The organism is Novosphingobium indicum, assembly GCF_014645195.1.
Classification (GTDB): domain Bacteria; phylum Pseudomonadota; class Alphaproteobacteria; order Sphingomonadales; family Sphingomonadaceae; genus Novosphingobium; species Novosphingobium indicum.
Genome location: NZ_BMLK01000011.1, coordinates 17,256 through 29,076 on the forward strand (window position 1 = coordinate 17,256; position 11,821 = coordinate 29,076).

Sequence of the window (11,821 nt, forward strand, 5' to 3'; positions counted from 1 at the left end):
GGCCCTGCTCCGAACCCTAGCTACAAATCGAGGCATGCTTCGTCGAAATCGAGCCGGGGGTTTCGCGTGAACAGCGCCTCCGGCTCGCCATAGCCGATGTTGCACAGAAAATTGCTTTTCCACCGCCCGTCCGGGAAGAATTCGGCATCTGTTCCCGCTTGATTGAAACCCGACATCGGGCCGCAATCCAGACCCAGCGTGCGGGCCGCCATTATTAGATAGGCGCCTTGCAACGTTGAGGAACGGGCGATCGTATCCTCGATCAGGGCTTCCTGACCTTCAAATACGCTGCGCATGTCGCGCGAGGGGAACAGCTTGGGAAACAATTCGTAGAAACGGGTGTCTGCCGCGACTATGACCGTGCAGGGGGCCCGCCTGACCTTCTCGACATTGGTCGGATTGACGTGGGGAAGCAGCCGCGCCTTGGCCTGCGCAGACCGGATGAAGACGAATCTCGCCGGATTGCTGTTGGCGGCCGTTGGCCCCCATTTCGCCAGATCATAGATCGCGCGCACCGTAGCATCCGATACGCGGCGCCCGGTCCACGCGTTATGCGTGCGGGCTTCGCGAAAGAGCCGATCCTGCGTGTTTGAATCGAGGCAATCTAGGTTGTCGTTCATGCCGTTGGTTCCTCCTGGTCGGTTTCCGCTATTCCTTGGCGTTGCCATGCCAGCCACTCCCGCGCGAGGATGGTATCGGCCTCCTGTCCCAGAGCAGCCAGGTCGGCGCGCTCCCAGGCGCGATGATCTTCTGATGCATAGGCCCGGGCGTTGTCGCGATAGAGCAGGGCATCTATGATATTTGAACGGACCTTGTCGATACGGCGCGTGACCCGGCCCGGCGTTCCCATCACCATAGAGTGCGGCGGGATGATCGTCCCGGGCGGCAGAAACGCATGTCCGGCAACGATCGATCCGCGGCCTATCACACAGCCTTCCATGATGGTGGCGCCGGCGCCGATGAGACAGGCCGGCTCGATCGTGCAGCCATGCACGATGGCGCGATGCCCGATAGTGCAATAGGCCCCGATAATCGTCGGTTCGTTCCAGCCGATATGCACCATGGCGTGGTCCTGCAGGCTGGTGCAGGTGCCGATCGAAACATGATTCCGTTCGCAGCGAATGACCGCATAGGGCCACAGGCTGCAGTCCTCGCCCAGGCTGACGTTCCCGAACAGGCGAGCGGTGGGATCGACATAGGCGGCCCGGTTCATCGAGTCAGAACCGGATCACGATCTTGCCATGGGGGCTCCCGGCCTGTGCAGCCCAGGCCTCCGCCGCGTCGTCGAAAGCGTAGCACCGGGTATTGACCTTCAGGTTGCCTTCGCAAGCCATCGCCATCAAACGGTCAAAGGCGGCGCGGCGTTCCGCCGCCGGCCGCTGGCCGGTGCCTACGCCGATATGGCTGCGCGATACCAACTCGCGCAAGGACAGGCTAACAGTCTGTCCCGCCTGTACGCCGATGCTCATCATCCGCGCCCCAGGGCGGGTGGCGCGCATAGCCGCCTCTGCCGGCGAACCGTAGATGACATCGAGTACGACATCGTATCCGCCTGCGGCGGCGCCTTTCAGCGCATTTTCGTCATCGCCCTGGCCCAGCACGACGATGGCATCGGCATCCCCTCTTGCCTTCATGGCCTCCAGTGCGGGCCGATTGCGAGCTGCGGCGACAACCCTGCCAGCACCGAGGAGGCGGGCGACCTGTGCGCCGATCTGGCCTACGGGGCCGGTGGCGCCAAGGATCAGGACAGACTCGCCTGGAACGATCCGGGCTTCTTGCAAAGGCAGGAGCGCGCCCGTTCCGGAAATGGCAAGCGCGACGACCTGATCGTCGCTGAGGGTGGGTGGCGCGGCCCATATCTCGTCATCGGGAACCAGTGTCCGTTCGGCGAGCGCACCGTACGGTGGTTTGCTGTGCCCAAAATAGACGCGGCGGCCGTCGGCCAGATGCCCCAGGCCTTCGCCCGCGGGAACGTAGGGCGCGCCCACCGGGCCAAAAAATCCTTTGGCGCGCATCAGGTCGGTAGGGCCCAATCCCGCCACCGAAACCGTGACGAGGCTGCAGCCCGGCTCCGGCTGCGGCTCAGCGAAAGTTCCCACGGAAAAGCTGCCGTCGGTTCCTATCAGCGCCGCGCGCATGTCATTCTCCAGTCTGGTGGTACGAAACCGGCAGGGGCCGCCCGCTTATGCAAGCGGACGGCCCCCATTTTCCGCGAATGTGGCCGATCAGTAGGAGCCGGGAGGTGAAATCGGATCGGCGTCCGTCGTGCTGCGGCCGTAGATTTCGTATCCGATCGTCGGGATGTTTTGGATGTGGCGTACGCCCATCGAAACGTCGCGCCAGTAGCGGTTGATCGGCTTGTCCAACGAGAATGCCGAAGAGCCGGCCAAGAACATCAGTGATTCGCTGGCGCCGTGGATCAGTTCGATCATCTGCGCGCCGGCCGCGCGGTGGCGCGCCTTTTCGGCCAGTGAAAACTCCTCGCCCAGACCCACCCGGTCCAGCTTGGCGGTGAGGTCGAACAGGATCACTTTGGCTGTGTCGAGCTTTGCCGCAACTTCGCCAAGATCGCGCATATAGGCGCCCGAATTGGTGCGCGGTGTCATGAAGGTGGTCAAAACCGGCTTCTTTGGCGCTTCGGCGGCGACAATTTCCAGCATTGCTTCGACCGCCCCAAGCAACTGGGCGATGCCGGTGGTGCGGACGACCGGGACAGCCGGCAGCAAGTCCGAAGGGGCGCCGAAATGGCGTTTGGTGCGGTCAATCTGCCCTGCGCGTTCGTCCATCAGCGCCATCTGTGCGTCGGGGATGAACACATCCTTGGCGATCGCGGTGTCAGAACCGGTACCCTGCATGCCCGAGACGAACCAGGTGTTTTCGATGGTCATGCTATCCATCGGCAGATAGCACATGTTGATGCCGGGCACGACCGGGCCGTCGTAGCCTTCGAGCACGACACCCTGCTGTGCCCAGGTCGACTGGCGCGAGCCGGACATATAGGGCCACTTGCCGTTGATGATCCAGCCGCCATCGACCTTGCGCGCCTTGCCCGGGGGGTTGTAGGCGCCGCAGACCGGCTGCGGACCTTCGCCGAATACCGCGTCCTGTACGCCGTCGGGGGCCAGGCTCGTGATCCAACTGGTGCCGTTTACGATCTGCATGACCCAGCTCACGGCAGGATCGCCTTTCGCGATTTCAATCTGGACGCGGCAAAAGTCGGTTGGAGAAAGGCCAAAGCCGCCAAGGCGTTGCGGCAGCAACAACCGGAGGAAGCCCTCGTCCTTCAGCATTTTGTCGACGGCAGGCGTAGGGTTTCTGCGCTTTTCGCCTTCGGGGGCCTCGTCCTGCAGGAATTTCCGCAGGCTGCGGGCCTTATCCACGAACGCATCGGCGATCGATTTGTCCGCGAAGCTGCCTGGCGCTTCGGAATCCAGTTTTGCTACGGTAGCCATGAGGTCATCCTTTCTTGTGATCGGTTTGCGAGTTGGCGATCTGCAGGGCCCATTCGGAAAGCCGGTCAGGCGTGCTGTTCCAGATCGCCAGCCATTCTGGCGTGGCGGGAATGATGAGGGTACTCAGCTGCATCCGAACCATCGTGTCGCAGAAGGCGTCGCGGTCGATGGACGTGCCGATCAAGGATTCGAAATAGTCGAACACCGGGCCGAGGGCGCGCGCGACGGCGGCCTTGTGCCGATTGAAGTGGCTGCGCAGGAATTGGAGATGAAAGGCGGGTTCGACTTCGAAAATGCCATCCGGCGAGCGTTCGATCGTAAATCGGCCATAGAACCGCATGACCGCACGAAAGCGTTCGATGGGATCGGCAATGCCTTCTCCCGCTTCGACAATACCTCTCTCAAAACTGCTGCAGACAAACTCGCTCACCGCGGCCAGCACGTCTTCCTTGGACGTGAAATAGCGATAGAGGGTGCCGCGCGAAACGCCGCTGCTTTCGCAGATATCACTCATCGACAGGCGGCGTGTACCCATGCTGCCGATCGCTCGCAAAGTACCGTCAAGAATCTTGAGGACACTGCCTGATTGATCGGTAGCTACGAGTTGGCTCCAGTCAGGATGCGGCACCATTTTCATGTATGGTTTTCCATCTCGGCAAGGTTATGCGGGACACTGACATACCCGGGGAGATGTTGGCCGCCATCGACATTGATCAATTCGCCATTGACGAAGCGGGACATTTCCGAGGCCAGGAACAGCACGACTGGCCCAATATCCTTTTCCGGATCGCCCGCGCGCTTCAGAGGATTGCTTGCCGTCGCCATCTCCAGAAAGCCGGGCACATTTTCGGCAAGTTCGGCGAAAACCTGACCCATCCCGGTAGGGGCAATCGCGTTGGTACGGATATTGAAGCGTCCCCATTCAACCGCTGCGCTGCGCGTCAGGCCCATGATCGCGCCCTTGTTCATATTGTAGTCCGCGTGGAGCCATGCGCCCGTCTGGGCGTCGATCGAGTAGAAGTTGACGATGGAGCCACCGCCACGGGCCTTCATGTGGGGGAAGGCGGCCCGCATCGCCCACCAACTGCCCCATGTGCCGATTTCCAGCGTACGCTTGAGCATTTCGTCGGTCTTCTGTTCCAGAAGGACGTTAGGCGAAAGCAGCGAGGCGTTGTTGACCAGAATGTCGAGGCCGCCGAATTCGGCGACGGCACGATCGATCATCGCCTCGACGTCTTCCTTTACGCCCATGTCGGCCGACATGCCGGCGGCGCGAACGCCGAATTCTTCCGTGATTTGTGTCGCGACCGTTTCCGCAGCAGCGCCGTCGCGGCCCGTGACCAAGATATTCGCGCCGTCCCGGGCCAGGCAGCGGGATATGCCGAAACCGAGCCCCTTGGCCCCCCCGGTGACGATTGCAACCTTGCCCTGCACCAAACCCGTCATGCCGCCGTTCCCATCATTTGCTCGCTCAGGGTGCGGTCCATGTCCATCCGCTCCTGGCAGTAGTCTCTTGTGAATACATAGCCCCGGACGATCCCATCGGCATCGCGGAACAGATACTTGAGGCCCTTCTCGTCATTCGCTTCTTCTTTCCACTCACCATCGACGCCGAATGGTGCAGGAAGGAGAACGACGGGATAGGCAGTGGTCTTGACCTGTACCGAAAGCGGCGGGAAGCGGATTTCGGTTGGCGTGCCCAGCGCACTGGGCGCGATAGCGCGCGCCGCGGACATGATCGGGGTTACATAGGCGGCAAGGCCCTGTGGATATTCCGCGCAGTCGCCAATCGCATAGATATCAGGGTCGCTGGTGCGGCCCGTCTGATCGACCCTGATGCCATGGCTGACTTCAAGACCGGCATCCCGGGCAAGCGCCACATGCGGACGCAAGCCTACGGCGGATAACACGGCAGGGGCATCGATAGTGACGCCATTGTCCAGTTCCGCGCGAATGCCGCCATCGATCTTGCGAAGCGCCACGACCTTGCGCCCAAGGTGCCATTCGACCCCCTTGGCGGCGAGGGCGTCTCGTATCATGTTCCCGACGCCGGGCGGGACAAGCTGGGCGAGTGGGTGGCTGAGCATATCGACCACGACTGGCTGGTAGCCGGTCGCCGAGAGATCGTTTGCGAATTCAGTGCCAACAAGCCCGCCGCCCATGATCAGCACGCGCGCGCCATCCGGCAGTTTTTCGCGAAATGTGCGATAATCGTCGAGATTATTGACGGCCATCGCCAGATGGACGGCATCCCCGTCGATCGGCGGCCGTACCGGATCGGCGCCTAATGCCAGCACCAGCTTGTCGTAAAAGATCGGGCCGCCCGTGGTCAGCACGGCCTTGTCCTCGCGGTCGATCGCTTCGACCAGACGGCCGGCGCGCAAGTCGAGCTTGAGCTGCGCGGTCATCTTTTCCGCCGGCGTGGTAATGAGGGTATCGGCGACCTTGCCCTTGGCGAGCGCCGTGGAGAGCGCGGGCTTCGAGTAGAAATGCCCGTCATCCTGCGTTACCAGCGTCAGCCTGGCGTCCGGCGCGAGCTTGCGAAGCTCACGCAGGACGCCGTAGCCGGCCAGGCCGCTGCCGATAACCACGATATGCGAGGACGATGCCGTCACCGTTTATCCCCGCTCAAAGGAAGACCGCGAGGTTGGACATGCCCAGGGTCGACTGGTCGAGGATGATCTCGCGGCGGGCCAGTTTGTAGGCGCCGTCGACCAGCCGCCAGATGTCGCGACGCTCGGCGCTGAGTCTCTCGTTCTCGGGATTGTCCATTCGGCTGCGCTCGAGATAGAGGTAGCTCACTACTTCATATTCACCCGCCGTTTCGCTTTCGCCAACCCTGACGTTGGTGACGAACCGGCGCGTGCGCGATGGCGGATCTTCCGCCCATGCGCTTTTTGCCAGACGGCCCGTGCGCATCAGCATCGAGCCGTAAGTCTCGTCGAAATGTTTCATAGTTCGAACGACGTCGCGGTCCTTGTTCGGACCATTGCGGGTCAGGCGCAGAGGCGCGGTATAGACGAGGTCCGTCTCAAGATAAGCCACCCAGTCGTCGAACCGGCGCTCATCGAGTGCGGCAGCCTCGTCATAGAGCGTTTCGAGAATACGGTTGTAGATTTCCGATCCCAGCGGCACGCGCTTGGTGGAAACCAGTCCGCGCATGACACTGGCCTTGTCGACGGCGGCTGTCGCGTAATTCACCATTTTATGATCCTCTCTGTTCGCGTCGGCAGGCTCAGGATTCAGCCATCAGATTGTAGTAGGCCATCCACCATGCCCACTGCGTGTCATCCTTGGTGAAGCCGGGATAGAGGTCGCCGCCACCGACCCAGCCTTCGGGCCGTTCGTGACCGTGCAGGGCCTGATACTTGAGTGTGATCGACTTGCTCATGTGGCCGCGCGAATTGCGCATGATTTGCGGCCAGGTATCGGCATCGTCCTGTTCGATGGTGCCCGATGTGCCGGTGTTCCAGATGGCATTCTGCAGCATGTCGCGCTTGACTTCTTCGGGAGCGTCCTTCTCCGCGAAGATGAAATTCACGAATTCCACCTTGTCCGGTCCCTTGGGCACGTAAGTGTGCAGCGACAGCGCGCCCGAGGCACCGCCATCGGCGCGCGGCGCGAAGATGAAGGCAACAAGGATGTTGGGAAACATGCCGCCAACCTGCGGCGGGATGGTCGCGAGCTGGTTGACCTGGTCTTCCGACAGGTTCTTGAACAGCTGCGGAATCAGGTCCTTGGTGATACCCGGCGGCGGCAGCAGGTTGAGGCGTTCTTCGGTGGATTTGCCCTCGAAGCTGACGTCGGCGAACATCTTGAAGGTCTGCGCTGCTTCCAGGCAGCGCAGTGTGTGGCCTTGCGGAACCGACAGATCGACGCCGTACATCCCTGGCGCCGTGTCATAGATCGATTCGGCGGTGCCGCCCATGATCCCGCCTTCCATCAGCGAGCGGTGCAGCGTCAGCGTGTGGAAGCCGTCCGAACCGGACTGTTCGCCGGGGATCTTCCAGTTGCAGGGCAGCATGAAGCGCTGCGGCGGGCCAAGCATCTCAAGGCCGCTGTCGGTACGGCAGAAGAGCTGGTCCAGATAGAACTTAGCGTCTCCCAGGTAATCCTCGAAGGAGAGTTCCTCGTTCCAGGTCGCGAAGATCAGGCCGCCGTAGAGATGCACGCGCGCCTTCTTGAGGCCAAGCTCCTCCTTGGACCGCTTGTTGCCGTGCATCTGCTCCTTCTCGATCGGCGCGCCGATGAAGCTGCCGTCTGCGCGGAATGCCCAGCCATGATAGATGCAGCGGTGCGCATGGGCGTTTCCGGCCTCGGCCGTGCAGACTTTCATGCCGCGATGCGGGCAGACATTGAGCATGACATGAACGTCGCCGGCACGGTCGCGCGAGACGATCACGTTGTCCTCGGCCATGTCGCGCATCACGTAGTCGCCGGCTTTGGGGATTTCGGATTCGTGGCCGAGAAGCAGCCATGTTCGCGCAAAGATGCGCTCCATCTCGAACTCATAGAGTTCCTTGTCGTTCATCACCCGCAACGACACTTCGTTCATGTCGCGGTTGATGAGATCGTTGAGCGTGGTTCCATCGCTCAAGGTTAGCCCGGCGTTGTGCAGCATGTCCCTCTCCTTGGGAAATCCGTATCGAGTCGATCTATACATATTGAACAAAAGTTGTTCAAGTTGTAAAGGCGGTGCAGAAGGAGAGAGAGATGACTCAGAAGTTGAAAGTGGTTATCGATAAGGCGGCTTGCTGCGGCTATGGGGTCTGCGCGGAAATCTGCCCTCAGGTGTACAAGCTGGACGACAACGGCATTGTCTATGTGGACGATGAGATCGTGCCCGAAGGGCTTGAAGAACTGGCTCGCGAAGGTGCGGAAGCCTGCCCGCAAGCCGCTTTGGAAATCGTCGACGCCTGAGCCTCTCCTGTTCGATTATTGAACGTAGCATGCGCCTGTCGCTTCGCCGGCAAACCTGTCCGAGGGTAGGTCTGCCGGCGAAGCGTCTTTAGGAACATGCGTGCAAACGAGAGGAGAGCTGTAGCGTGGGTATCGACACAGGCATTCTGTTCCAACCCTTCGAAACCGGGGGGCTGCATCTGCGTAACCGGTTCGTAATGGCGCCCATGACTCGCAATTTCTCGCCCGGCGGAATTCCCTCCGACGGCGTCGCGGCCTACTATCGCCGCCGCGCTGAGGCTGATGTCGGCCTGATCGTCACTGAGGGCATCGGTGTCGATCATCCTTCCGCCCTCGGACAGGAGTCGATGGGCGGCGGTGCCTCGCCGGTGCTTCATGGAGACGCGGCGCTGGCCAAGTGGCGCGAGATCGTCGCCGGCGTGCACCAGGCCGGCGGGGTCATCGTCCCCCAGCTATGGCATCAGGGCGTGATCCGCGTTCCCGGCACAGGCTATCATCCGGAGGTACCCAGCGCGCGTCCGTCGGGCATCTGGGGGCCGTTCGATGGCGCCATGGTCCCGCCGGACTATCTGCAACTCGTGCGCGAACCCACCGCCCCCTTAACGGAAAACGAGATAGCGGATATTATCGCGGCGTTCGCGCGCAGTGCCGCCAATGCAAAAGCTGTGGGCTTCGATGGCGTCGCCCTCCACGGTGCGCATGGCTACTTGATCGACAGTTTCCTGTGGGCGCAAACCAACCTGCGGGATGACGGATGGGGGGGCGACGGCCCGTCACGCGCGCGATTTGCCGCAGAAGTTGTCCGTGCAGTCCGGGCCGCGACGGCGCCGGATTTCCCAATTATCTTCCGCTTCTCGCAATGGAAGCTCCAGGACTACGGGGCCCGCAACGTCGCGACGCCGGCTGAACTGGAAGCGATGCTGGCACCCATTGTCGATGCGGGCGTGGATATCATGGACGTCAGTACGCGTATCTGGTCAACTCCGGCGTTCGAAGGATCGGACCTGAGCCTTGCGGGATGGGTCAAGAAGCTCACGGGCAAGCCGGCCATTGCCGTGGGGGGCGTTGGCCTGAGCAAGGACCTGCAATCTTCGTTCGCCCAGCCGACAGTGATGACGAACAATCTTCCGCTTGTGGCGGAACGGCTGGCCAGCGGCGAATTCGATCTGGTCGGCGTGGGGCGTGCGCTGCTTATGGATCCTCATTGGGTGCAGTGTATGCGCAGCGGGACCGAAGTAAGCCCGTTTCGGCTGGAGGCGTACGCCTCTCTTTATTAGTGGCTGTCGGCGGCGGCATAGATCTGGATGCGGGCCATATTGGTGCGCTGCGATTGTTGCGCCATGAAGCTGACGGCTTGGGCAACGTCGTCGGGCTGCATCGGCGGTATGAAGCTGTCCCATGACGGCTGGCCACGGCTCTTCATGTCTTCGAATATTTCCGTGCTGGTCGTTCCAGGGGCAACGATGCCGACCTTGACTCCGGTGCCGGCCAGTTCAATGCGCAGGCAGTCGGTGAAGGCTTCCAGCGCGCGTTTCAGTCCGCCATAGACGCCGACGCCTGGTGCCCGGATATTCGCGCCGATGCTCGAGATGTTGATGATCTGGCCACGGCCCGCCGCCTTCATCGTTCGCCCGAACAGCGTGCTGGTGCGGACGACCGTTTCATAGTTGAGCGCGATCATCGGCCGCAGTTGATCAAGGTCGAAGGCGTCGAGCGGCGCCGCGTGCAGAATGCCTGCATTGTTGACCAGGATGTCGGCACGCTCGAAGCGCTCCATTACGAAATCGTGCAAGGCCTGCGCGGCGTCCGGTTGGGTCATGTCGATGACAAAAGGCAGGCTGCCCCGGCCGAGTTCCGCCGTCAGGGCCGCAAGCCGGTCCTTCCGGCGTGCGACGGCGACGATGGTCGCGCCGGCATCCGCCAGGGCACGCGCGCAGGCCGCGCCAATACCTGAAGACGCGCCGGTAACGACAGCGATCCTTCCCTCAAGTGCGGTCACTGGTTTCCTCCCGCGTCGTCGCCGACGAGCCTGATCAGGCGCTTGCCGTCGTTTTCTCCGCGATAGAGACCGGCCAGTGCATCGGGGCACGCCTCGATGCCGTCCAATATGTCCTCCCGCCATAGCAGGCGGCCCTCCGAGATCCATGTGCGCAGTTGACCCACGGCGTCTTGATACCGATCCATGTGGTCGAAAATGACAAACCCTTCCATCCGAGCACGTTTGACGAGCAGGTGGCGTTCGACGCGAGGCCCGGTGGGCCACGGGGTCCAGCGATCGATCGATGCCGTGCCGCAAACGATCACACGCGCCCGTAGTGCGAGATGGGGCAGGACCGCGTCGCTGATCGGGCCCGCGACATTGTCAAAGTAGATGTCGATTCCGTCGGGCGCGTGCCCGGCGAGCGCCGCCGAAACGTCCTGCGCGCGGTAGTCGATCGCCGCATCGTAACCGAACTCGCCGATGCAGCGGCTTACCTTGTCAGGGCCGCCCGCTATGCCGATCGTACGGCACCCCAGGATGCGGGCAATCTGCCCGGCCGCGGAACCGACCGCACCGGCCGCAGTCGACACCAGCACGGTTTCGCCGGCCCGAGGCTGGCCGATCAAGGTGAGAGCAAGGTAGGCCGTCACGCCGTTCGTGCCCAGAATGCCGAGCGAGGCGCGCATTTCGCTCGCGGTGGTCCGCTGGACGATCTGGTCGGGCGTGATGCAGGCATAGTCCTGCCAGCCGAACCAGCCCGACACGCAATCTCCCTCACGATAATCCGGATGCCGCGATTCTATGACTACGCCCGATGCCAAACTGCGCATTACCGAACCAAGCTCAATTGGCTTCGTATAGTTGCCCGTGTCGGCGATCCATCCGCGCATAGCCGGCTCTACCGACAGATAATGGTTGCGCACGAGCAATTCGCCGGGGCCGGCAGCGGGCACTGCGGCTTCGCGTATGGTGAAATTCTCAGCCTGCGCGATACCGGAAGGCCGGAGGGTCAACAGGACTTGCCGGTTCATATCAGTCATCCAGCCCGGCCTTGACCATTGTGAACCGGCGGCGCGAAATCTTCCATCCGTCCGATGTCCGGATCAGGGTGTCGTCATAGAATCCCGCGGCGCGATGGGTGTGCCCTCCCTGAGTTGCCTCGGTCAGGATCGCATCGACATAGCTGTGTGCGATGACCTCGCCGTTTCGGCTTTCGATCACGATGTTTGTGATGCGGTGCATCGTGGCGCCCAGATGCCTATGCGCGCCCTCCATATATTCGACTATTTCGCGCGGGCCGTGCCAGGTGCCGAACGTCCCGTAGTCGGCTTCGAGGTCCGGCGAAAAGCAACTTCGGAACAATGGCCAGTCGCGCGTGTCGATACCGGTCGCGTATCGTAACAGTACGCCGCAAATCTCGCGTTCGTCTTCTGCAGATACCGGCATTTGTCTGATCAGATTGCCATGT

14 protein-coding genes are annotated in these 11,821 nt (G+C 61.9%); 2 read left to right on the forward strand and 12 right to left on the reverse strand.

What is annotated here, in order from left to right:
• Positions 1 to 20: 20 nt before the first annotated feature.
• The 9 genes from IEX64_RS12610 to IEX64_RS12650 form a co-directional block, all read right to left on the reverse strand.
• Positions 21 to 620 (reverse strand): malonic semialdehyde reductase, encoded by a 600-nt coding sequence (locus IEX64_RS12610; protein ID WP_188820029.1) that lies wholly within the window; start codon positions 618 to 620, stop codon positions 21 to 23.
• Positions 617 to 1,213, reverse strand: coding sequence for a gamma carbonic anhydrase family protein (locus tag IEX64_RS12615; RefSeq protein ID WP_188820030.1), 597 nt, complete (start codon positions 1,211 to 1,213; stop codon positions 617 to 619). Before IEX64_RS12615 ends, IEX64_RS12610 begins: the two co-directional genes overlap by 4 nt.
• Positions 1,214 to 1,217: 4 nt before the next feature.
• Positions 1,218 to 2,138 (reverse strand): quinone oxidoreductase family protein, encoded by a 921-nt coding sequence (locus IEX64_RS12620; RefSeq protein WP_188820031.1) that lies wholly within the window; start codon positions 2,136 to 2,138, stop codon positions 1,218 to 1,220.
• Between the two features lie 87 nt (positions 2,139 to 2,225).
• Complete coding sequence (locus IEX64_RS12625) at positions 2,226 to 3,452, reverse strand: acyl-CoA dehydrogenase family protein (RefSeq protein WP_188820032.1); 1,227 nt, start codon at positions 3,450 to 3,452, stop codon at positions 2,226 to 2,228.
• Positions 3,453 to 3,456: 4 nt separating this feature from the next.
• Entirely contained in the window at positions 3,457 to 4,089 is a 633-nt protein-coding gene (locus IEX64_RS12630) for a TetR/AcrR family transcriptional regulator (RefSeq protein WP_188820033.1), read from the reverse strand.
• Positions 4,086 to 4,898, reverse strand: coding sequence for an SDR family NAD(P)-dependent oxidoreductase (locus tag IEX64_RS12635; RefSeq protein WP_188820034.1), 813 nt, complete (start codon positions 4,896 to 4,898; stop codon positions 4,086 to 4,088). The genes IEX64_RS12630 and IEX64_RS12635 overlap by 4 nt, the downstream gene beginning before the upstream one ends.
• Entirely contained in the window at positions 4,895 to 6,067 is a 1,173-nt protein-coding gene (locus IEX64_RS12640) for an NAD(P)/FAD-dependent oxidoreductase (protein ID WP_188820035.1), read from the reverse strand. The genes IEX64_RS12635 and IEX64_RS12640 overlap by 4 nt, the downstream gene beginning before the upstream one ends.
• Positions 6,068 to 6,080: 13 nt before the next feature.
• The gene (locus IEX64_RS12645) at positions 6,081 to 6,656 is read right to left on the reverse strand and encodes an aromatic-ring-hydroxylating dioxygenase subunit beta (protein WP_188820036.1); all 576 of its coding nucleotides are present in this window, start codon (positions 6,654 to 6,656) and stop codon (positions 6,081 to 6,083) included.
• Positions 6,657 to 6,687: 31 nt separating this feature from the next.
• A complete protein-coding gene (locus IEX64_RS12650) occupies positions 6,688 to 8,073 on the reverse strand; it encodes an aromatic ring-hydroxylating dioxygenase subunit alpha (RefSeq protein WP_188820037.1) in 1,386 nt (461 codons plus the stop codon).
• A 92-nt stretch (positions 8,074 to 8,165) separates the two neighbouring features.
• On the opposite strand from IEX64_RS12650, the gene IEX64_RS12655 reads away from it, so the two are divergent.
• Positions 8,166 to 8,372 (forward strand): ferredoxin, encoded by a 207-nt coding sequence (locus IEX64_RS12655; protein ID WP_188820038.1) that lies wholly within the window; start codon positions 8,166 to 8,168, stop codon positions 8,370 to 8,372.
• 125 nt (positions 8,373 to 8,497) lie between these two features.
• A complete protein-coding gene (locus IEX64_RS12660) occupies positions 8,498 to 9,649 on the forward strand; it encodes an NADH:flavin oxidoreductase (protein ID WP_188820039.1) in 1,152 nt (383 codons plus the stop codon).
• Here the strand turns inward: IEX64_RS12660 and IEX64_RS12665 are convergent.
• From IEX64_RS12665 to IEX64_RS12675, 3 genes are read right to left on the reverse strand one after another with little or no spacing between them, the layout of a single operon-like run.
• Positions 9,646 to 10,371, reverse strand: coding sequence for an SDR family oxidoreductase (locus IEX64_RS12665; RefSeq protein WP_188820040.1), 726 nt, complete (start codon positions 10,369 to 10,371; stop codon positions 9,646 to 9,648). The genes IEX64_RS12660 and IEX64_RS12665 overlap by 4 nt on opposite strands.
• On the reverse strand, positions 10,368 to 11,384 hold the full coding sequence (locus tag IEX64_RS12670; protein WP_229710238.1) for an NADP-dependent oxidoreductase: 1,017 nt from the start codon (positions 11,382 to 11,384) through the stop codon (positions 10,368 to 10,370). The genes IEX64_RS12665 and IEX64_RS12670 overlap by 4 nt, the downstream gene beginning before the upstream one ends.
• 1 nt (position 11,385) lies before the next feature.
• A complete protein-coding gene (locus tag IEX64_RS12675) occupies positions 11,386 to 11,799 on the reverse strand; it encodes a nuclear transport factor 2 family protein (RefSeq protein ID WP_188820042.1) in 414 nt (137 codons plus the stop codon).
• Positions 11,800 to 11,821 lie beyond the last annotated feature (22 nt).

Bases quoted from the DNA above. Each gene is read 5' to 3' on its own strand.
- IEX64_RS12610 (WP_188820029.1), bottom strand. From the start codon at position 620: ATGAACGACAACCTAGATTGCCTCGATTCAAACACGCAGGATCGGCTC.
- IEX64_RS12615 (WP_188820030.1), bottom strand. From the start codon at position 1,213: ATGAACCGGGCCGCCTATGTCGATCCCACCGCTCGCCTGTTCGGGAAC.
- IEX64_RS12620 (WP_188820031.1), bottom strand. From the start codon at position 2,138: ATGCGCGCGGCGCTGATAGGAACCGACGGCAGCTTTTCCGTGGGAACT.
- IEX64_RS12625 (WP_188820032.1), bottom strand. From the start codon at position 3,452: ATGGCTACCGTAGCAAAACTGGATTCCGAAGCGCCAGGCAGCTTCGCG.
- IEX64_RS12630 (WP_188820033.1), bottom strand. From the start codon at position 4,089: ATGAAAATGGTGCCGCATCCTGACTGGAGCCAACTCGTAGCTACCGAT.
- IEX64_RS12635 (WP_188820034.1), bottom strand. From the start codon at position 4,898: ATGACGGGTTTGGTGCAGGGCAAGGTTGCAATCGTCACCGGGGGGGCC.
- IEX64_RS12645 (WP_188820036.1), bottom strand. From the start codon at position 6,656: ATGGTGAATTACGCGACAGCCGCCGTCGACAAGGCCAGTGTCATGCGC.
- IEX64_RS12650 (WP_188820037.1), bottom strand. From the start codon at position 8,073: ATGCTGCACAACGCCGGGCTAACCTTGAGCGATGGAACCACGCTCAAC.
- IEX64_RS12655 (WP_188820038.1), top strand. From the start codon at position 8,166: ATGACTCAGAAGTTGAAAGTGGTTATCGATAAGGCGGCTTGCTGCGGC.
- IEX64_RS12670 (WP_229710238.1), bottom strand. From the start codon at position 11,384: ATGAACCGGCAAGTCCTGTTGACCCTCCGGCCTTCCGGTATCGCGCAG.
- IEX64_RS12675 (WP_188820042.1), bottom strand. From the start codon at position 11,799: ATGCCGGTATCTGCAGAAGACGAACGCGAGATTTGCGGCGTACTGTTA.